Annotated in this window: 17 protein-coding genes; 12 read left to right on the top strand and 5 right to left on the bottom strand. The window is 72.4% G+C overall.

Translation table 11 applies throughout. The features are described 5' to 3' along the window. Positions 1-76: 76 nt before the first annotated feature. From MFF58_RS06935 to MFF58_RS06925, 3 genes are all read left to right on the top strand, one after another. Positions 77-1,372 (top strand): M16 family metallopeptidase, encoded by a 1,296-nt coding sequence (locus MFF58_RS06935; protein ID WP_238286242.1) that lies wholly within the window; start codon positions 77-79, stop codon positions 1,370-1,372. A 405-nt stretch (positions 1,373-1,777) separates the two neighbouring features. Further along, positions 1,778-2,728, top strand: a complete 951-nt coding sequence (locus tag MFF58_RS06930) for a ring-cleaving dioxygenase (RefSeq protein WP_238286241.1) — start codon at positions 1,778-1,780, stop codon at positions 2,726-2,728. Between the two features lie 309 nt (positions 2,729-3,037). Beyond that, the gene (locus MFF58_RS06925) at positions 3,038-3,811 is read left to right on the top strand and encodes a ferredoxin--NADP reductase (protein WP_238286240.1); all 774 of its coding nucleotides are present in this window, start codon (positions 3,038-3,040) and stop codon (positions 3,809-3,811) included. A gap of 229 nt (positions 3,812-4,040) precedes the next feature. On the opposite strand, the gene MFF58_RS06920 is transcribed toward MFF58_RS06925, so the two are convergent. Then, the gene (locus tag MFF58_RS06920; protein WP_279603310.1) at positions 4,041-7,490 is read right to left on the bottom strand and encodes an AsmA-like C-terminal region-containing protein; all 3,450 of its coding nucleotides are present in this window, start codon (positions 7,488-7,490) and stop codon (positions 4,041-4,043) included. A gap of 183 nt (positions 7,491-7,673) precedes the next feature. Here MFF58_RS06920 and MFF58_RS06915 point away from each other — a divergent pair, with 183 nt between their 5' ends. The 7 genes from MFF58_RS06915 (at position 7,674) to MFF58_RS06885 (ending at position 13,710) form a co-directional block, all read left to right on the top strand. Next, positions 7,674-8,141 carry a peroxiredoxin gene (locus MFF58_RS06915; protein ID WP_238286238.1) on the top strand — a complete coding sequence of 156 codons (468 nt, stop codon included), beginning with the start codon at positions 7,674-7,676 and terminating at the stop codon, positions 8,139-8,141. Between the two features lie 83 nt (positions 8,142-8,224). Next, the gene (locus MFF58_RS06910) at positions 8,225-9,409 is read left to right on the top strand and encodes a M23 family metallopeptidase (RefSeq protein WP_238286237.1); all 1,185 of its coding nucleotides are present in this window, start codon (positions 8,225-8,227) and stop codon (positions 9,407-9,409) included. A 57-nt stretch (positions 9,410-9,466) separates the two neighbouring features. Continuing rightward, complete coding sequence (locus tag MFF58_RS06905) at positions 9,467-9,964, top strand: Uma2 family endonuclease (protein WP_238286236.1); 498 nt, start codon at positions 9,467-9,469, stop codon at positions 9,962-9,964. A 47-nt stretch (positions 9,965-10,011) separates the two neighbouring features. Continuing rightward, complete coding sequence (locus MFF58_RS06900) at positions 10,012-10,353, top strand: hypothetical protein (protein ID WP_238286234.1); 342 nt, start codon at positions 10,012-10,014, stop codon at positions 10,351-10,353. 132 nt (positions 10,354-10,485) lie between these two features. Continuing rightward, entirely contained in the window at positions 10,486-11,337 is an 852-nt protein-coding gene (locus MFF58_RS06895) for a DUF1206 domain-containing protein (RefSeq protein WP_238286232.1), read from the top strand. Between the two features lie 106 nt (positions 11,338-11,443). After that, positions 11,444-11,602 carry a hypothetical protein gene (locus MFF58_RS06890; RefSeq protein ID WP_238286231.1) on the top strand — a complete coding sequence of 53 codons (159 nt, stop codon included), beginning with the start codon at positions 11,444-11,446 and terminating at the stop codon, positions 11,600-11,602. A gap of 113 nt (positions 11,603-11,715) precedes the next feature. Next, positions 11,716-13,710 (top strand): SDR family NAD(P)-dependent oxidoreductase, encoded by a 1,995-nt coding sequence (locus tag MFF58_RS06885; protein ID WP_238286230.1) that lies wholly within the window; start codon positions 11,716-11,718, stop codon positions 13,708-13,710. A 189-nt stretch (positions 13,711-13,899) separates the two neighbouring features. Here the strand turns inward: MFF58_RS06885 and MFF58_RS06880 are convergent, their stop codons facing one another. From MFF58_RS06880 to MFF58_RS06870, 3 genes are read right to left on the bottom strand one after another with little or no spacing between them, the layout of a single operon-like run. Beyond that, positions 13,900-14,820 (bottom strand): NAD-dependent epimerase/dehydratase family protein, encoded by a 921-nt coding sequence (locus MFF58_RS06880; protein ID WP_238286229.1) that lies wholly within the window; start codon positions 14,818-14,820, stop codon positions 13,900-13,902. Next, positions 14,817-15,854, bottom strand: coding sequence for an MraY family glycosyltransferase (locus tag MFF58_RS06875; protein ID WP_238286228.1), 1,038 nt, complete (start codon positions 15,852-15,854; stop codon positions 14,817-14,819). Before MFF58_RS06875 ends, MFF58_RS06880 begins: the two co-directional genes overlap by 4 nt. A gap of 52 nt (positions 15,855-15,906) precedes the next feature. Continuing rightward, positions 15,907-17,949 carry an ethylmalonyl-CoA mutase gene (locus tag MFF58_RS06870; protein WP_238286227.1) on the bottom strand — a complete coding sequence of 681 codons (2,043 nt, stop codon included), beginning with the start codon at positions 17,947-17,949 and terminating at the stop codon, positions 15,907-15,909. Positions 17,950-18,403: 454 nt separating this feature from the next. On the opposite strand from MFF58_RS06870, the gene ccrA reads away from it, so the two are divergent. Both ccrA and MFF58_RS06860 read left to right on the top strand, forming a co-directional pair. Continuing rightward, the gene (ccrA, locus tag MFF58_RS06865; protein ID WP_238286226.1) at positions 18,404-19,690 is read left to right on the top strand and encodes a crotonyl-CoA carboxylase/reductase; all 1,287 of its coding nucleotides are present in this window, start codon (positions 18,404-18,406) and stop codon (positions 19,688-19,690) included. 165 nt (positions 19,691-19,855) lie between these two features. Continuing rightward, positions 19,856-20,155 (top strand): alkylphosphonate utilization protein, encoded by a 300-nt coding sequence (locus MFF58_RS06860; RefSeq protein WP_238286296.1) that lies wholly within the window; start codon positions 19,856-19,858, stop codon positions 20,153-20,155. 25 nt (positions 20,156-20,180) lie between these two features. Here the strand turns inward: MFF58_RS06860 and MFF58_RS06855 are convergent, their stop codons facing one another. Continuing rightward, positions 20,181-20,459: a hypothetical protein gene (locus MFF58_RS06855; RefSeq protein WP_238286225.1), complete on the bottom strand. Its 279-nt coding sequence runs from the start codon at positions 20,457-20,459 to the stop codon at positions 20,181-20,183. Positions 20,460-20,483: the final 24 nt, after the last annotated feature.

Genomic DNA, 20,483 nt, shown 5'->3' with positions numbered 1-20,483 from the left:
GGGCCGGACCGGGACGTGCCGAACGGGAGCCTTGGCACGCTCCGCCGTCGCCCGAGATTGAAGACACGAGGTTCCCATGAGCTTGACCGAGACTCTGGTCGAGACCACCGCCCAGACCATCAATTCGCCCACCACGGCGCTGCCGGTGACCACCGCCCCCGGGATCGAGGCGTGGCACGTCGAGTCGCCGGTGGTGCCGATGATCGCCCTGGCCTTCACCTTCGAGGGCGGCGCGGCCCAGGACCCGGCGGGCAAGGCCGGCTGCGCCCAGATGCTGGCCCGCATGCTGGACGAGGGGGCGGGCGACCTCACCTCCGACCTGTTCCAGGAGCAGCTGGCCGCCCGGGCGATCGAGCTGTCGTTCCATGCCGGGGCCGACGCGGTCGGCGGCTCCCTGAAGATGCTGGTCAAGCATGCCGACGAGGGCATCGCGCTCCTCGCCCTGGCGCTCGCCAAGCCCCGCCTCGACCCCGACGCGATCGAGCGGGTTCGCGGCCAGATCATCGCCGGCCTGCGCTACCAGCAGAACGATCCGGGGGTCCTGGCCTCCCGCCGCTTCTTCAAGGAAGCCTTCGCCGGCCATCCCTACGCCCGCCCGTCCTCCGGCACCGTGGAGAGCGTCACGGCGATCACCCGGGACGACCTGCTGGCGATGCATGCCCGCATCATCGGCCGGGGCCGGGTGAAGGTGGCGGCCGTCGGCGCCATCGGGTCCGAGCAGCTCGCCGAGGGCCTGAACCGCGCCTTCGGGGCCCTGCCGGAGGCCGGGGAGCTGAAGGCGGTGCCGCGCACCGAGGTGCACGATCTCGGCCGGCGCGTCGTCGTCGACCTCGACGTGCCCCAGTCGGTGATCCGGTTCGGCATGGCCGGCGTGCCCTGGCGCGATCCGGACTTCATCCCGGCCTACGTGCTGAACCACATCCTCGGCGGCGGCGCCTTCACGTCCCGGCTGTTCCAGGAGGTGCGCGAGAAGCGTGGCCTCGCGTACTCGGTGGGGACCTCGCTGGTCAGCCACCGCTCGGCCGCGATGACCTGGGGCTACACCGCCACCAAGAACGAGCGCGTCGGCGAGGCCCTGTCGGTGATCGGCGACGAGATCGGCCGGCTGATCTCCGACGGTCCGGACGACGACGAACTGCAGAAGGCCAAGGATTACCTGACCGGTTCCTACGCGCTGGGCTTCGACACCTCGACCAAGATCGCCCACCAGCTGGTGCAGATCGCCTTCGAGGAACTGGGCATGGACTACATCGCCCGCCGCAACGCGATGGTGTCGGCCGTGACCCAGGCCGACATCCGCCGCGCCGCCGCCCGCACCTTCGCGGATGGCAAGATGCTGGTGGTTGCCGCCGGCCGACCGGTCGGGCTCTGAGCGAATCGGGTCCTGAGCGAAGCGCCGCTCCGCTCGGGCGGCGCTCGGTTCCGACGGCCGGCGAGGCCGGGCCCTGATCGGGGCGGTGATGGTCGCCTGCGCGCCCTCCCCCGGGAGGCCGGATAGCTGCTGATCCGGGTCCCGGCGGCGCCGGCACGGGTGCGCGGCGACTGTGGGTCGGATGCGGCGGTCGCGGCGGTGCTGTCCGAGGACCGCCTGCGGGCGCAGCCCGTGCCGTTGCGCATCCTGGCGCGCGTTCTGCAGCCGTTCGGCCGCGTCTGAAGCCACATCCCGGTGCAACGTCACGGCGCGGCCCGAAGCGCGACGACGCGCCTGCCGTCCGTCGCTCGCAACCCCGACGCCCCTCCCTACCTGAGGCCTGACGAGGCGAACCCCCGGACCGATATGCAGCTCACCGGCATCCACCATCTCACCGCGGTGACCGCCCGCGCGGCCGAGAACGTCGCGTTCTACACCGGCACCTTGGGGCTGCGCCTCGTGAAGAAGACGGTGAACCAGGACGACGTCTCGGCCTACCACCTGTTCTACGCCGACGGTCTGGCGAGCCCCGGCACCGACATCACCTTCTTCGACTGGCCGGCGCCCCGGGAGCGGCGGGGCTCGAACAGCATCACGCGCACGCATCTGCGGGTGCCGGGCGAAGGCGCGGTGGCGTGGTGGCACGCGCGCCTGCGCGAGGCCGGGATCGTCGAGGCCGAGCCCACCCTGCGCGACGGGCGCCTCACCTTCGACTTCGAGGATCCGGAAGGTCAGCGCCTCGCCCTGGTGGACGATGGCGGGACCGGCCCGGAGCATCCCTGGGAGGGGTCCCCGGTGCCGGCCGCCTACCAGATCCGCGGCCTGGGTCCGATCCGGCTCTCGGTTCCGGACCCGTCGCGCACCGCCGCTGTGCTCACCGGGGTGCTCGACATGCGCCGGGACCGCGCCTTCGAGACGGGCGACGGGCCTGTGGAGGTCTACGCGATGGGGCCCGGCGGTCCGGCCGCGGAGATCCAGCTCCGGGCCGATCCGTCCGCGCCGGCCCGGCCGGGTGCGGGCGCGGTGCATCATGTCGCCTTCCGCATTCCGGATGCAGCCTACGACGCCTGGGCCGACCGGCTGATGGCCGCCCGGGTGCCGACCAGCGGTCCGGTCGACCGCTACTATTTCCGCAGCCTCTACTTCCGCGAGCCGAACGGCATCCTGTTCGAGATCGCCACCGACGGGCCGGGCTTCACCGCGGACGAGCCCCTGGAGTCCCTGGGCGAGGGCCTCGCCCTGCCGCCCTTGCTGGAGCCGCGCCGCGCCGAGATCGAGGCGGGGCTCAAGCCGCTCCGGCCCGACCGCCGCGTCTGACGACCGCGGCCTCCGGCAACCCTCCCATGTCCGGGACGGTACTGCAGACGGTCCGGGGAGGCGCTAAATATTCGAACGATTCCAGGCCGTTCACTTCTTCCGTGGGTGTGATGTCGGCGCGCCTTGACGGGCGTGCTGCAACTGCGAAAGAAGCACCGCACGTGTGTTCATCATCTGGATCCGGGCGGATCGTCTCGCCCGAGGATCCATCCCCGCCCGGGCGGGGCGGCGGCGACCCGCCGAACCACGCGCCCCGGGAAGGTCGGGGCCGTGAGCCGAGCGTCAGAGGATTCGAGGTCTGATCCGTCCATGAGCAAGTTCTACGAGGAGCGCGTTCTGTCGGTCCATCACTGGACCGACAACCTGTTCTCGTTCCGCACCACGCGGGACCCGGCGTTCCGATTCCGCAACGGCGAATTCACCATGATCGGCCTGGAGGTCGAAGGCCGGCCGCTGCTGCGCGCCTACTCGGTGGTCTCGGCCAATTACGAGGAGGAACTCGAGTTCTTCTCGATCAAGGTCCAGGACGGGCCGCTGACCTCCAAGCTCCAGCACCTCAAGGTCGGCGACCCGATCATCGTCGGCAAGAAGCCGACCGGCACCCTGGTGCTCGACAACCTGCTGCCGGGCCGGCACCTCTACCTGCTCGGCACCGGCACGGGGCTCGCGCCGTTCCTGTCAATCATCAAGGATCCCGAGGCGTACGAGCGCTTCGAGAAGGTCGTGCTGGTGCATGGCTGCCGGCAGGTGCAGGAACTGGCCTACGGCGAGACCATCACCGACACCCTGCCCAAGCACGAGTTCCTGGGCGAGATGATCTCGAACCAGCTGGTCTACTACCCGACCGTGACCCGCGAGCCGTTCCGCAACCGCGGCCGGATCACCGACCTGATGGTCTCAGGCAAGCTGTTCGAGGATATCGGCTTGCCCGACATGTCGATCGAGAACGACCGGTTCATGCTCTGCGGCAGCCCCGACATGATCCGCGACACCCGGGAACTCCTGTCCTCGCGTGGCTACGAGGAGGGCAACCACGGCGAGGCCGGCCACTACGTGATCGAGAAGGCCTTCGTGGAGAAGTAGGCGTTCTCAGCGATCCGGTTTCAGCCCGGCGCGGCCCGCCGCGCCGGGTTTTTCATGCCGCGCCCCGTCTGCGGCCTCACGACGCGAAACGCATCGCCACCGTCCCCGCGCGCTCCCGTCCGTCGATTGGCCTGGCGCGGACCGATGGCGGACGCTGCAGCGGCCGGAACGCGCGGCCGGAGCCTATCCCCCGTGATCGGATCGATACGCGGCGGTGACGGTGCCCGACCTATTGCGGCTGCACCCCCTGCAACCCGTCCGCGAAGGGCCCGCCGCCGGCGCTGAACAGCTTGCGCAGGAAGCCCGGGGCGATGGCCGAGAGCGGGTTCACGCTCACGTCCGGTGCGGCGAGCTTGCCCACGACGCGGAAGTTCACCGCGAACAGGCCCTCGTTGTGCCCGCCCCCGAGGAGCGGTCCCAGGAGCGGCAGCTGCGAGGCGACGTTGTTCAGCCCGTAGAGCGGCACGAAGGTGCCGTTCATGTCGGTGCGCTCGCGGCCGGTATCGAGCCAGCCCGACAGGGTGAAGCCCATGGCGGCGTTCGAGATCGCCGCGTCGCTGAAATCCACCCGGCTTCCGTTGCGCACGAAGTTGGCCCGCATCCGGTCGAAGGTGACGTCGCCGGCCGCCCGGCCGGGGGCGACCCGGCGCCCGCGGGCCGCGTCCGTGTCGGCCGGCTCCGGCCCCTGGGCCATGATGCTCGACAGGGCCGGCTCGTTGCGCAGGGCAAAGTCGCGGATCTGCACGACGCCGGCTTGCGGGCCGTCGTTGAGGCCGATGCCAGCGTTGAGCCGCCCGCCATACATCCGCCGGTACACGTCGACGAAGCGCAGCGTCGCGCCGGCATCGGCCGCGTCCACGGCGAGGGTCGGCGCGCCGCGCTCGCCGCGTGTGACGGTGGCGGCGAACGGCGCGGCGCGGAAGCGTCCGGTGATGTTGGCCGCGCGCAGGGTCTTGCCGTGCAGCGACAGGCGCAGGTTGGCGTTGGTGAGCGCCTCCTCGTTGAAGCCCGTGACGATCGGCAGCTGGATGTCGGCTTCGATGTCCTTGGGGTTCGTCTCCCTGGCGTCCTTGCCGCCCTTGGCGTCCGGGCCCCCCAGCGACTTCAGGAACGGCCGCGCATCCGCCACCGCGCCCCGGACCACGACCTTGTAGCCGCTGCCGGTCCGGTCGAGGCTGACCCGCAGGTCGTCGCCGGGCGAGAGCTTGACGCCGGTGAGATCCGCCCGTTCCAGGCCGCCCTCCGGGGTGATGGCGACGGTGCCGCGCGCCGATGCCGCCCCCGCCTCGAAGGCGAGATCGCGTAGCTCCAGGGTCTGGCCGCCGTCCACGAGGGTGAAGGTGAGACGCCCCGGCTTGCCGGCGGGCTTCGTCAGTCCCGGCAGCAACCCGTCGATCCCGGCCCTGGCGAGGTCGGCCTCGACCCGGATCGGCGGCTTGGCCGCCCCCGGCCGTCCGATCGGCACCACGGCGCGCACCGGGATCGTGCCGCTGAGCTGCGGCGCGGTCGGCAGGCCTTTCCGGCCCCGGACGGCGTCGTCGAGCGACAGGTTGACCACGGCCTCGCCCGGCTGACCGACCTTCGGCTGGCGCAGGTCCACCGAGACGGGCGCGCCCGCGACGCGACCGTCGCCCTTCAGCCCGAAGGCGCCGCGGTCGTACGACAGGGAGAACCGACCGGATTCTAGCCGGTCCTTGCCCATCACCTTGTCGACCGACAGGTCGGCCAGCGTGCCCGTCAGGGTCACCGGCAGGTCCGGCAGGTCGGGGATGTGCTTGAGGTCGAGGGGGAAGTCGACCCGCAGGTCGGCGCTGCCCTTGATCGTGGCGGTGTCGAGATCGACGCTCATCACGCTCTTGAACAGCTTCGCCTGGAGCACGGAGGCCATCCCGTCGGCGCCCCCCGAGAGCCGCATGCCGATCTGCGCCACCACCCGGTCCGGGGTGGTCTTCGGGATGACGAAGCTGCCGTCCGTGATCGCGAGCCCGCGGCCGTCCGGCCCGTGCACCTCGGCGGTGACGTTGCGCACCGTGGTCGAGCGCCCGGTGATGACGCCGACGACGTTGCCCTTCGTCACCGGCGGCGCGTCGCCGGTGACGTCGATGGCCGCGTCCGAGACGTGGAAGTCGATGCGGACGGACTCGTCGGGCGCCGGCTCGCCCCGGGTGGCGGCGGCCAGCACGGTCCCGGACATCTTCACCCGGATGTCGACCGAATCGACGCGTCCGCGCCGCAACTGGTCCACCAGATAGATCCGGGCCGGCGGCGCGATGTGCTCGGGCCAGAGGCGAAGTCCGGTCCGGACCTCGCCGTCATGGCCGACGATGTGGAGGGTGAGCCCGCCCTCGTCGGCCGTGGTGCCGATGGTGCCGGTGATCGTCCCCGTCACGCCCGGGGCGGACAGGTTCAGCGCGTCGATGGCGAGGCCGCCGTCGCGGCCGGAGAGCTGCACGTCCAGGGCATCGATCTTCACCGGCGCGTCCTGCGCGGTCGCCCCGCGCAGGATGGCGTCGCGGCTCGCCAGCGTCGCGGTCCAGGCGGTGGGCGCGTCCGGGGGACTCCCCCTCCACGCGCCGGTGAGATGCACGGCGTTGCCGGCGCCGCGGTAGTCCAGGCCGTCGAGCGCCATCACGCGGCCGGCCTCGTCCCAGGTCAGCGCGGCGTCGAGGCTCTCGACGGTGACGGGGTTGAAGTCCTTCTCCTCGATCAGGAACGTGCCGTCGCCGGTGTGGACCTTGGCGCTCATCATCCGGATGCGTCCCGCCGCCAGGCTCACGTCGGCGCGGGCCGAGAGCTTCAGGTCCGTGGTCAGCGGCAGGCCCGACTGGCCCGAGAGCAGCAGCAGGTCGGTTACCGGCAGGTCGTCGAGGGTGATGATGCCCGAGCGCTCCTGCCCGTCGGCGCCGTCGCGCAGGGAGCCGCCGAAGCGCCACTCGCCGTGCGGCCCGTCGAGCCGTATCTCGAAGTTGCGGGAGCCGTTCGCCGGATCGCGCCCGAACAGGCCGTTGACCCGCGAGAACACGGCCCGCTCGTGCCCGTCCTCGTCGATCAGCCTCAGGCGCGCGTCCGTGACGCGGGCCCGGTCGAGGGCGCCGACGACGCCGCTCGAATCCAGCACCACCCCGAAGATCGACGCGATCGCGGCCGAGAGCGGTGAGACGCTGCCCCGCACCCCGTCCACGCTCGGCGGCGTGACCGGCTCGATATCGACGGGGTGGTTGGCCTCCGAGGCCGCGAAGGCGATGGAGCCGTCCCGGTGCACCAGCGCGGTGGTCTGCGTCTCGCGGAACTCGATCGAGCGCGGCTGCAGGTTGAAGCGCAGGAGGCTCCACAGGTCGAGGCTGACCAGCGCCAGGGGGGCGCGGACCACGAGCGCGCCCTGCGGGTTGCGGATGTCGAGGCCGGAGAAGCGCAGGCTCAGGGCGTTCTCGCGGTCGAGCTCCAGGCTGCTGCCACGGATGCCGATGCTCCAGCCCGGGCCGATGCGCTCGGCCACCGCGGTCGCGACGCGGCGCGACAGGGCGTCGATCTGCAGCGGTCCGTTGGACAGGCGCAGGGCCACGACGCCGATCCCGGCGCCGATGAGCAGCACCAGGGCGAGGGCGCTCACGAGGCAGAAGCCACCCCAGCGGCGCGCCCTCCCCCGGGGCCTGCATGCCGACGTTGTCTCGTCCGCCATCGGGACCCTTGTTCCGGGGGCTCAGCGCGCGATGCGGTGAGGCGCCGCGGCCGGTGGATCGAAGCGCGCCCGCGCTTTACAGCGGTCGCGACTCCGGTTTTGTCTCGGACGTGCGCGGCGCAACCGCGTGATGCCGGGCACGCGATCGATTGCACATCATCAATCGGCCGAAAGGAAGGCACGATGTCCCTGTCCGAGGGTGACCCCGCCCCCGATTTCGACCTGCCCGCCTCTGCGGGAGGGCGCGTCGCCCTGTCCGCGCTCAGGGGTCACAAAGTCGTGCTCTACTTCTACCCGAAGGACGACACGAGCGGCTGCACCCTCGAGGCGCAGGACTTCAATGGCCTCCTGCCGGCCTTCGCCGAGGCCGGCGCGAAGGTCGTCGGCGTCTCGCCGGACCCGGTGAAGAGCCACGACAAGTTCTGCGGCAAGTACGGGCTCACCTTCCCGCTGGCCTCGGACGAGGACAAGGGCGTGCTCGAGGCCTACGGTGTCTGGATCGAGAAGAGCATGTACGGTCGCAAGTACATGGGGGTCGAGCGCACCACGGTGCTCATCGACCGGGAGGGGCGCACCGCCAAGGTCTGGCCGAAGGTGAAGGTGCCGGGCCACGCCGAGGCGGTGCTGGCAGCGGCGCGCGCCCTGCCCTGACGGGGGGCACGCTCCGGTCGCGGCCCTCGACGGATCCTTAACCTTACTGCGGCTTGAATGATGGCTTCCCCGGGGCCGTCCCGATGCACCGTTCGCAGATCCTCTCGCGCCTCAGGCCTCGTCAGGCCACGCCCTGGCTGGCTGCGGGCCTCGCCCTCGCCTGGGCCCTCGGGGCCTCCTACCTGATCGTGTTCCACGACGACGTGCTCGCCGGGTTCGTGGCCCGGCAGGCCGCGATGCGGGACGCCTACGAGGCGCGGATCGGCACCCTCCAGGACCTGCTGGATCGCGACCGCCGCGCGCATGCGGGTGCCGAATCCGGCCTGGTCGACCGGGTCACGGCGGCGCTGGAGCGCCAGGCCGAACTCGAGCGGCGCGCCGCGGTCCTAGACCGGCTCGGTCGGCCGGCCCTGCCCGACCCGGTCGCCACCGGCGCGCTGACGCGGCGCGACGCCGACGGACTGCTCCTGCGCCCCTCCGAGGATTCCGAGCCCCCGCCCGCCCCCGTCCGGCCGTTCCCCCGCCAGAGCGCGCGGCAGGCCGAGATGGGGCTCATCCGGCTGGAGGCGCGCCTCGACGGTCTGCAGGCCGCGCAGGGCGAGCACCTCGTCCGCGTGGCCGGGCGGGCCGACGACGAGGTCCGGCGCCTGCGGGCGCTGATCGGCCGCCTCGGCCTCGATCCCGGCCGCTTCGACGCGCCCGCGCCGTCGGCCGGCCTCGGTGGCCCGCTGGTCGCCCTCGACCCCCGGACCCTGGACGGATCCGGGTTCGAGGCCGGCCTCGCCCTGGCCCGCCGGGCGCTCGGCGACGGCGAGCGCCTGCGCCGCGTCGCGGCCCGGCTGCCGGTGAACCGTCCGATCCGCGGCGACACGGCCGTGTCGAGCCCGTTCGGCACGCGCCTCGACCCGTTCACCCGCGGCCTCGCCCTGCATACGGGCCTCGACCTGAAGGCGGAGTACGGCGCGCCCGCCCGGGCCACCGCGCCCGGCCGCGTGGCGGCCGCGGAGTTCGCCGGCGGCTACGGTAACATGGTCGAGATCGACCACGGCCACGGCCTGACCACCCGGTTCGGTCACCTCGCCCGCATCGCGGTGCGCCCGGGGCAGCGCGTGGCCGCCGGCGAGGTGATCGGCTTCGTCGGTTCGACGGGGCGCTCCACCGGCGCGCACCTGCATTACGAGACCCGCATCGACGGCGAGCCGGTGGACCCGCAGCGGTTCCTCGACGCGGGCGCGACGGTCCTGACGGCCGAGGGCGCGGGCGACTGACGCCGTCGCCGGGATTCCCGTTCCGTGCTAGCCTCCGAGTCGCGATCGGAGGCCGCCATGGCATGGGCCGTGAAGCGCGACGCGGGCAGGAGCGTCGCCGCATACAGGCGCGGGCTGGAGCCGCGCCCGGACGAGGAGCGCCGGACGCTGCTCGACGGCGTGCCCGTGCCCGCGGCGGCGCCGCGGGAGCGGCACCGGCGCATCGTCATGACCCCCGCGGGACGGCGCGATCCGCTGGCGGAGCCGCGGGGCTGCCGCGCCAGGCCGGATCCGGCGATCCCCAGCGATGTGGACGATGGCGCGCCCATCCGCGACCTCGTGGTGCGGTGCGGACCGCCCCTCCCGGAGGGCTGCGCCACGGATCCGCTCTGCATCGCCGAGGCGCCCTCGGCCATGAGCCTCGACGGCGGCCCCCAGTTCGACTTCAGCCGCACCAATTCCGAGGCGGCGCGGGTCGCGGCCCGGCGGCGCGCCGGGCAGGATTGGAGCGTCGCGGCCCTCGGGCTCGACGGCGCCGTGCGGGTGCGCAAAATCTCCCGTGGCCTCGCCTTCTGAGCGCCCGGACCCCACCTCATCGACCGGCGAAGCATCAAGGCACCGACTTGCCCCATTTCGAAGATTTCTACGCGGCCAAGCTGCGCGGTTCCCTCGGCGTGACCGACGCCGAATCCGTGCTCGACCTGCGCGGCACCAACCGGGCGACCGCCGAGGCCTCGCTCAAGGACATGCTGGAGCGCAGCCGCTTCGCCAAGGGCAAGACCGTGGCGATCCGGCTCGATCCGCCCCCCGAGGGCGGTGGTGAGACCCTGTTCCAGCCGGCGGGGCGCCTCCTCCTCGACGCGAAGCGCCGCGGCCTGATCGAGCGCCTGCAGACCCTCCCGTCCCAGGACGGGCTCGGCTTCTACGTGGCGCTCACCGGGCGGGCCGAGCGGACGCCGCTCTAGGGTGGAACCGAAGGTTGTGCCGGCAACGGATCGGGTGCGCGCCGCCGGGCGTTGACCGGTCTCGCTCCACCGGATGCCCGTCCCGATGCCGCCCCTGCCGAACACCCGATCCCCGTCGTCCCGGCCGCGCCGATGATGACCCTTCCCGGCGGCCGCAACACGATCGAGCGCATCGCGCGCCTCGGCTACGGCGCCCGCGGCGTCGTCTACATCGTGGTCGGGGGGCTCGCCCTGCTGGCCGCCCTCGGGCATGGCGGCCGGGCCGGCGACAGCAAGGACGCCCTGCGGGCGGTGATGGCCGGCCCCTTCGGCGCCGCCGTCGTCGGATTGATCGCGCTGGGCCTCCTGGGCTTCGCCCTCTGGCGCCTCGTCGAGGGCGTCACGGATGCCGACCGGCGGGGGACGTCGGCCAAGGGCATCGCGGTGCGCGGCGCCCACCTGATCAGCGCCGCACTCTATCTCGGCCTCGCCGTCAGCGCGGCCTCGCTCAGCCTCGGCCTCGGCATGAGCGGCGGCGACGGCGTGCATGACGGGACCGCGTGGCTCCTCGGCAAGCCCTTTGGCCGCTGGCTCGTGGCCCTCGTTGGCCTCGCGGTCGCCGGCGGCGGCTTCGGCTTCCTCGGCAAGGCGTGGCGCGGCGACGTCACCGATCGGCTGGCCCTCGACGCGCAGGCCCGCGCGCGCTGGGCCGGCCCGATCGGCCGGTTCGGCTACGCGGCGCGGGGCCTGGCCTTCCTGATCATCGGCGCCTTCCTGGTGGCGGCGGCGTGGCACCAGCGCTCGTCCGACGCCAAGGGTCTGGCCGAGGCCTTCGCGCTGCTGCGCGCCCAGCCCTACGGCTGGGTCCTGCTCGGGCTCGCGGCGGCGGGCCACGCCGCCTTCGGGGCCTTCGGGCTGATCCAGGCCCGCTACCGGCACATCGAGGCGCCCGACATCGACCGCGTGGATGATGCGGCCGGCGCGGCGGCGCGGGCGCTGACCTGAGCGGGCCGGTTTGTCGCCCGTCCCGATTGTAATCGGCCGCCCGCGCCCCAAGTAAAAGGGAGCCTCCGCGCAATCCTGTGCCCTGGGCGACAACGCGGAGGCGACGATGGCCAGAACTTTGATCACCGGACGGGCACAGACTGTGACCACGGAAGACTTCAACGAGCGCGTCCGGATCCTGATGGTCGGCAAGCTCGACCCGGTGAAGGGTCGCATTTACCAGCGGAATTTCAAGACCGGGTTCTCCGGCGCGCTCGTCAAGTAGCCGGTTAGGCCGCCGGCGCGGCGGTCGCGCGTCCGTGCGGCGCGGGGGCGACGCGGCGCGTTGACAGGGCCGGTGCCGCGGCGGATACCCCGCGGCATCCGATCCGGCACCCGATGCAGCAGCGCCTCTACAAGACCGCGGTGATGGTGGCCCACGACCTCGCGGCGACCGCCGCCGCCGTGGTGCTCACCTTCCTGTTCCGCTTCCAGGGCGGCATGCTCGCCGAGCGGCTGCACGCGCTGCCCCTGCTGCTGCCGCCGTTCTTGATCTTCGCCGGCTTGGTCTACGGCCGCTTCCGTCTGTACCGGACCAAGTGGCGCTTCGCCTCGCTGCAGGACCTCGCCGGGATCGTCCGCGCCGCCAGCGTGCTGGCGCTGGCGCTCCTGGTGATCGACTGGATCCTGGTCTCGTCCGACCTGTACGGCTTCTACTTCTTCGGCAAGATCGCGATCCTGCTCTACTGGGTCCTGCAGATCTTCTTCCTGGGCGGCACCCGTCTGGCGTTCCGCTACCTCAAGGACACGCGCTCCCGGCAGTCGAGCGCCCGGGCCGCCACCGTCCCGACCCTGCTGCTCGGGCGCGGCGCCGACATCGACGTGCTGATCCGGGCGATCGAGGCGGGGTCCGTGAAGAAGCTCGCGCCGCGGGGGATCCTGTCGCCCCGCGCCGACGAGCGCGGCCAGTTCATGCGCGGCGTGCCGGTGCTCGGCGGCTTCCCCGATCTCGAGCGCGTGGTGGCCGACCTCGCCGGCCGCGGCGAGCCGGTGCGGCGGCTGGTGGCGGCCCCGAGCGCCCTCGTGCCCGAGGCGGCCCCCGACGACCTGATCGCCCGCGCCCGGCGCCTCGGCCTGCCCCTCGCCCGCGTCGTCGGCCTCGGCGAGGGCGTGCAGGGGCCGGAGCTGGCGCCGCTGGAGATCGAGGACCTGCTGCTCCGGCCCACCGTGGCCATCGACCGCCCGCGCCTCGAGGCGTTCCTCGCCGGCCGCCGGGTCGTGGTGACCGGCGGCGGCGGCTCGATCGGGTCGGAGATTTGCCTCCGGGCCGTGGCCTTCGGGGCCGCCGCGGTGCTGGTGCTCGAAGCCTCCGAGCCGGCGCTCCACGGCATCCTGAGCCATCCCGCGATCCTGGGCGCCGGGGCCGAGGTCACGGGCGTGCTGGCCGACATCCGTGACCGGGAGCGGACGCGGGCGGTCATTACGGCCTTCCGTCCCGACTACGTGCTGCACGCCGCCGCGCTGAAGCAGGTGCCCTACCTGGAGCGGGATTGGCAGGAGGGTATCAAGACCAACGTCTTCGGCTCGATCAACGTCGCCGAGGCCGCGGTGGCGGCCGGGGCGCGGGCCCTGGTGATGATCTCCACCGACAAGGCGATCGAGCCGGTCTCGCAGCTCGGCGTGACCAAGCGCTTCGCCGAGATGGTCGCCCAGGCCCTCGACGCGGAGCAATCCGCGCGGCCCGGCCATCCGACTCGCCTGATCGCCGTGCGGTTCGGCAACGTGCTGGGGTCCGCGGGCTCGGTGGTCCCGGTGTTCAAGGCGCAGATCGCCCGGGGCGGTCCGGTCACCGTCACCCACCCCGACATGGTCCGCTACTTCATGACCGTGCGCGAGGCCTGCGACCTCGTGCTGACCGCGGCCTCCCACGCCGACGGCGAGGCGCGCGGGGGGGCCGAAGCGGAGCGCGCCGCCGTGTACGTGCTCAAGATGGGTCAGCCGGTGCGGATCGCGGAGCTCGCCGAGCGGATGGTCCGGCTCGCCGGCTTCGAGCCCGGTGCGGAGATCGAGATCGCCTACACGGGCGCGCGGCCCGGCGAGCGCCTCAACGAGATCCTGTTCGCCCGCGAGGAGCCGCGGGTCGCCCTGCCGGGCATCGACGGCGTGATGGCGGCCCGGCCGGTCTTCGCGGACCGGGATCAGCTCGACGGCTGGGTGGCGCGGTTGCGCGACGCCGTGGCGGCGGGCGACCGGGCGGCCGCGGAGGCCGTGTTCGAGGCGGCGGTGCCGCATTTCCGCGAGCGCCATGCCCAGCGGGCCGGGCGGGCGCCGGCGATCGGCACCGTGACGGCGGACGCGCCGCTCGCCGGAGCGGCATCGGCGGCGATCGGCTGACGCGTTCGGCTTCGGGGCCGACGCCGCGTTCCCTCCCGTCCATCCCCGCCTCCTGAAGAGCCCCGGCGCAGAGGCCCCGGAGGAGGCCGCCGGACGGCGCCGCGATCCCTGAAGGCCCCTTTTCCAGGCCCGCCGACGCGGGCCCGTCAGGATGGGGCCGATGGGCGAGAGCCCGGTTGGCTCAGGTGTTCATCCGCCGTCCCGCGCCAGCCGCGACAGCCCGTCCCGGGTCGGTCCGGCCGGCCGCCAGCCCAGCGCCGGCAGGCCCTCGGCGCGGGCCACCAGCCCCTCGGCGATGCGGGCGAACTGCGCCTCCCGCCCGGTCATGCGGCAGGCCAGCTTCAAGATGCCGGCCGGCACGGGGACCAGCCCCGGGCCACGGCCCAGGCCCTGGCGCAGGGCTGCGATCATCTCGGGCAGGCTGAGCGGGTCCGGGTCGGCGGCGATCAGGGCCCTCCGCAGCGGCTCGGGTGCCCGCAGCACCACGTCGACGGCGCCCGACAGGCTCTCCAGGGCGATCAGCGAGCGCCGTGCCGCGAGGCCGCCGAGCGGCAGCGGGTAGGGACCGCGGGCGAGGCGCAGGAGCGCGGCCATGTTGCCCTTCACCCCCGGCCCGTAGACCAGCACCGGGCGCAGCGCGACCCAGTCGAGCCCGGCTTCGGCGAGGGCCCGCTCGGCCTCCAGCTTCGAGCGGCCATAGGCGTCGGTCGGCGCCGCGGCATCGCCCTCCCCGATCACGCCCGGCGCGCTCGCCCCGACCTGGGCGCGGATCGATGACAGGAACACGAACCGGCGCACCCGCGCGCGGGCCGCGGCCTCCGCGAGCCGGCGGGTCGCCTCGGTGTTGAGCGTCCGGTAATCGTCCTCCGGGGCTCCCGACATGGCGTGGGCCAGCCCGGCCGAGTGCACCACCGCGTCGACACCGCTCAGGGCCGCCGCCATGTTGATCGGGCGCGTCAGGTCGCCGACCACCGCGCTCGCCGCCCCCTCGGGCAGGGCCGTGGGGCGACGCAGCAGCACACGGACCCGGTACCCGCGCGCGGTGAGATCCGCGAGGAGGTGGCGGCCGATGAACCCGGTCGCCCCGGTGAGCGCGATGAGTCCGGTCACGGGTGGGCGGCACCTTCGGCTGGGGCCGGCGCCGGGGCGCGGGCGAAGCGGCGGAGCAGGGCCGCGACCAGGGCCAACCCGGCCGCGAGCGCCGCGAGCGTGACCGGCCAGGACGGCCAAAGCAAGGTCGCGGCGGCGAGCGCCGCCAGCGCGAGGTTGGTGCCGAACACGCGGCCCACCACGCCCGGCACCTTCAGGCCGTTGTCGGTGGCCCGCTGGTAATAATGCCCCCGATGCGCCTCCCAGACCCGCTCGCCCCGGGCGGCGCGCGCGACGAGCGTCAGGCTGGCATCGGCGAGGTAGACGAGCGGCAGCAGCACCGCCGCCGCCAGGCCCCCCGCCAGGGCCAGCTGACAGAGCAGCCACGCCGTGACGAGCCCGGCCGGCAGCGACCCGACATCCCCGAGGAAGAGGCCCGCCACCGGCCGGTTGAACGGCGCGAAGCCGAGCATCGCGCCCAGGAGGCAGGCGGCCACCAGCGCCGGCAGCGGCGGCAGGGGGCCGGCGAGGCCGAGCAGCAGGAGCGCGCCGGAGACCGGCACGATCTCGGCGACGGTCATCCAGTCGAGCCCGTCCATGAAGTTCGTCAGGTTCACGAACCACAGGCCCGCCACCACGGCGAGGCCGCGCTCGAGCCAGAGAGGCACCGCGGGCAGGAACCGACCGTCCAGGTGCCAGACCAGCAGGCCCACCGCCGCCGCCTGCACGATGAGCCGGAGGGCGGCCGGCAGGGGCCGCACGTCGTCCACGGCGCCCAGGACCGCCAGCGCGAGGGTGCCGCCGGCGAGCCAGATCCAGTCCGGCCGGCCTCCGATCTCCGGCGCCGCGATGAACAGGCCCGAGATCGTGACCAGGGCCGTGACCACGGCGATCCCCCCGCCCTGCGGCGTCGGCACCGTGTGGCTGGACCGGGCGTTCGGCCGCGCGAGGGCGTAGCGCTGCAGGAGCGGCCGCAGGCGCAGGATCAGGCCGGCCGTGAGGGCGGCGGCGAGCGGGACGGCGAGGAGGAGGAGCGTGGGCAGCGCGGACGGCATGGCGCCGTCCTACGCGATCCCGCGGGCGACCGTGAGGGGGACCGATCCCCGGTCAGTAGACCTGCGCCTCCTCCCGCGGCCGGTCCTCGTGACCGTCCCGGCGATCCAGGTTCCTCTCCATCACCTTGGCGAGCCCGACCATGATCTGGTCGATGGCGTAGTCCTTCGGCGTGTAGACCGCGCGCACGCCCATATTCTTGAGGACCAGCTCGTCCTCGGGCGAGATGATGCCGCCGACCACGACCGGGACGTGGTCGAGCCCCGCTTCGCGCATCTTGGCCCGGACCTCGCGCACCAGCGGCACGTGGCTGCCCGACAGGATCGACAGGCCGACCACGTGGGCGCCGGTCTCCTTGGCCTTGGCGACGATCTCGGCCGGGGTCTGGCGGATGCCGTCGTAGGTGACGTCGAAGCCGACATCCCGGGCGCGCAGCGCGATCTGCTCGGCGCCGTTGGAGTGTCCGTCGAGGCCGGGCTTGCCGACCACGAGCTTGGGCGTCTCGCCGAGCCGCTCGCCGAGATCGGCGATCAGGAGCTTGGCCTCCTCGGCCGCCCCGGAGGAGACCGTCTCCAGGGTGACGCCGGTGGGCGCCCGGTACTCGCCGAAGACCGCGCGCAGGCGCGCGCCCCACTCGCCCGTCGTGACGCCGGCCTTCGCGGCCTCGATCGAGGGCGGCATGATGTTGGCGCCCGAGCGCGCCGCCTGCTCCAGGGCGTCGAGGGCGCGGCCCACGGCCCCCTCGTCGCGGCGGCCGCGCCATTCGCGGATGCGGTTCTGCGCCTCCATCTCCACGGTCTCGGAGACCGAGAAGATCGCGCCCTCCCCCGCGGTGAGCGGCGAGGGCTCGCCCTGCTGCCACTTGTTGACGCCGACCACGATCTGCTCGCCGGCCTCGATGGCCGAGATCCGGCGGGCGTTCGACTCCACCAGGGCGCGCTTCAGCGCCCCGGTCTCGACGGCCGCGACCGCGCCGCCGATGCCGCCGATCCGCTCCAGCTCGGCCCGGGTCTGCGCCTTCAGCGCCTCGACCTTGGCCTCGATCACGTGGCTGCCGTCGAAGATGTCGTCGTATTCCAGCAGGTCGGTCTCGAAGGCGAGGATCTGCTGCATGCGCATCGACCATTGCTGGTCCCAGGGGCGCGGCAGGCCCAGCGCCTCGTTCCAGGCCGGCAGCTGCACCGCCCGGGCGCGGGCGCGCTTCGAGAGCGTCACGGCCAGCATCTCGATCAGGATGCGGTGGACGTTGTTCTCCGGCTGCTGCTCGGTGAGCCCCAGCGAGTTCACCTGAACGCCGTAGCGGAAGATGCGCTTCTTCGGGTCGTCGATGCCGTAGCGCTCCTGGGCGATCTCGTCCCAGAGCTCCGCGAAGGCGCGCATCTTGCAGATCTCGGTGACGAACCGCAGCCCCGCATTCACGAAGAACGAGATCCGTCCGAACACGTCGGAAAAACTCTCGGCGTCGAATTCGGGATCGTCCCGCACCGTGTCGAGCACCGCGATGGCGATGGCCAGCGCGTAGGACAGTTCCTGGACCGGCGTCGCCCCCGCCTCCTGCAGGTGGTAGGAGCAGACGTTCATCGGATTCCACTTCGGCACGTTCTTCGTGGTGAAGAGGATCACGTCCTTGGTGAGCCGGAGCGACGGCGCGGGCGGGAACACGTAGGTGCCGCGCGACAGGTACTCCTTGATGATGTCGTTCTGGGTCGTGCCCTGGAGGGCGGCGATCGGCGCGCCCTGCTCCTCGGCCACCGCGAGGTAGAGCGCCAGCAGCCACGGGGCCGTGGCGTTGATGGTCATCGAGGTGTTCATCTGCGCGAGCGGGATGTCCTGGAACAGGGCCCGCATGTCGCCGAGATGCGCGATCGAGACGCCGACCTTGCCGACCTCGCCGCGCGACAGCTCGTGATCGGGGTCGTAGCCCGTCTGGGTCGGCAGGTCGAAGGCCACCGACAGGCCGGTCTGGCCCTTGGCGAGGTTGCCCCGATAGAGCTTGTTCGACTCCGCCGCAGTGGAGTGCCCCGCATAGGTGCGGATGATCCAGGGCTTGTCGCGGCTCGACTTGTCGCTCTTGGTCTCGGCGACGCTCGCGCCCATTCCTCGCCTCCGTGTGATCTTTGTATCCGCGCGCGGGGCGCGGCCTTCCGGCCACCGTAGCGAAGGCTTGGGCACGCGTCATCCGGGACGGAAGTGCAAGAGACGCCCGCGGGCCCCGCCCGGTCTTTAAAAAACTTGTCCCCCGCGACAGGCCGATTTGACGCGCGATCCCGGGTCAGCCTGCCGGACATTGGTATAAAGTCTACCCAGCTACCCTCCGGCAAGTCCGGGAAGGTCTCGGCGCCGGCGCCCGCAGGGTGGTCGCGTAATAATACTTGCTCTGCCGGCAAGGCGAATTTGAATACGTGGGCGCCCGCCCTGTGCCGACGGGTTTTTCATGTCGGAAACCTGCGGGTTTCGACTTTCGGCCCACTTGGAGGGCTTCGGCATCGCCGCTATAGCGCGAGTGAGAACCGCGGCCGTGAGAATCACGCGGGACGAAGAGGAGAGCGAGATGGCGGCGAGCGCTGCGGTCGGTCCGAAGGAAGCCGAGGTCAAGGACCTCTACGAGATGGGCGAGATCCCGCCGCTGGGTCACGTGCCGGCCAGGATGTATGCCTGGGCGATCCGGCGCGAGCGCCACGGACCCCCGGAACAGTCCCACCAGCTCGAGGTGCTGCCGGTCTGGGAGATCGGCGACGACGAGGTGCTGGTCTACGTCATGGCCGCGGGCGTGAACTACAACGGCGTCTGGGCCGGGCTCGGCGAGCCGATCTCGCCCTTCGACGTGCACAAGGGCGAGTACCACATCGCCGGCTCCGACGCGTCCGGCATCGTCTGGAAGGTCGGCGCCAAGGTGAAGCGCTGGAAGGTCGGCGACGAGGTCATCGTCCACTGCAACCGCGACGACGGCGACGACGAGGAGTGCAACGGCGGCGACCCGATGCTCTCGCCCTCGCAGCGCATCTGGGGCTACGAGACCGGGGACGGCTCCTTCGCGCAGTTCTGCCGGGTGCAGTCCCGCCAGCTCATGACGCGGCCCAAGCACCTCACCTGGGAGGAGGCGGCCTGCTACACGCTGACGCTGGCCACCGCCTACCGCATGCTGTTCGGCCACGCCCCGCACACGGTGAAGCCGGGCCAGAACGTGCTGATCTGGGGCGCCTCCGGCGGGCTGGGCGTGTTCGGCGTGCAGCTCTGCGCGGCCTCCGGCGCCAACGCCATCGCGGTGATCTCGGACGAGTCGAAGCGCGACTACGTGATGAGCCTGGGCGCCAAGGGCGTCATCAACCGCAAGGACTTCGACTGCTGGGGGCAGCTCCCGAAGGTGAACAGCCCCGAGTTCCACGCCTGGACCAAGGAAGCGCGGAAGTTCGGCAAGGCGATCTGGGACATCACCGGCAAGCAGGACGTCGACATCGTGTTCGAGCATCCCGGCGAGGCGACCTTCCCGGTCTCGGCGCTGGTGGTGAAGCGCGGCGGCATGGTGGTGTTCTGCGCCGGCACGACCGGCTTCAACATCACCTTCGACGCCCGCTACGTCTGGATGCGGCAGAAGCGCATCCAGGGCTCGCACTTCGCCCACCTGAAGCAGGCCTCGGCGGCGAACCAGTTCGTGCTCGATCAGCGGATCGACCCGTGCATGAGCGAGGTCTTCCCCTGGGACAAGATCCCCCAGGCCCACACCAAGATGTGGAAGAACCAGCACCCGCCGGGCAACATGGCGTGTCTGGTCAACGCCCCGCGCGCCGGGTTGCGGACCGTCGAGGACGTGATCGAGGCCGGACCGCTGAAGCGGTAAGGCCGGGTCGCCGGACCGGCCCGCGCGCGAGGCCGGTCCGATCGGCTAGGGTCCGGCCGTCCCGCGCCGAATCGGCGACCGGTTGGATGTGCCGGGACGCGCGTGTATGACGGGCCTGCGGGATCCGGACAGGACCGGGTCCCGATCCGGACCGGGGGCACGGCTTTGAGCGGCGGCGACGAGGCTTACGTCTACGACGAGGCGACGGGTGAATGGCTTCCGCCAGGGACCGCAGGCGCGGCGCCCGAGGTGGTGCAGGTCCGCGACGCGGCCGGCAACAGCCTCGCCGACGGCGATTCGGTCACACTGATCAAGGACCTTAAGGTCAAGGGCGCCAATCAGACCCTGAAGCAGGGCACGGTCATCCGGTCGATCCGGCTCACGGACGATCCGGAGGAGATCGACTGCCGGCACGACACCATCAAGGGCCTCGTCCTGCGCACCGAATTCGTGCGCAAGCGCTGATTCGGCTTCCCCGGCCCCCGCGGCTTCAACGCTTCCGCGTCTCCTCCTGCGGCAGGTGACGCCCGTAGGCCTCCTGCTTTTCCGCACGCTCTTGGATCAGGTCGGCATAGGCCTGACGCATCTCCGGGGAGACGCTGACGCTCTTGCCCTTGGTGGGCTTGCGCTTGGGCGCCTTCTTGAACGTGTTGTTGGTGTCGCTCATGCCGGGCTCCGTGTCGAACCGTGGCGGCATCGCGTGGCCCGCGAGGGCCGGAACGGCGACCCGGCCGCCGCCGGAGGCCGGATGTTGCGCCCTGTAGCGCATCGCGGCCGCCGACGCACGACGCGA

Origin of the sequence: Methylobacterium longum (genome assembly GCF_022179385.1) — a bacterium.
Lineage (GTDB): Bacteria > Pseudomonadota > Alphaproteobacteria > Rhizobiales > Beijerinckiaceae > Methylobacterium > Methylobacterium longum.
The sequence above is the reverse complement of the archived record's forward strand: the minus strand, read 5'-3'. Positions and strand labels throughout refer to the sequence as shown.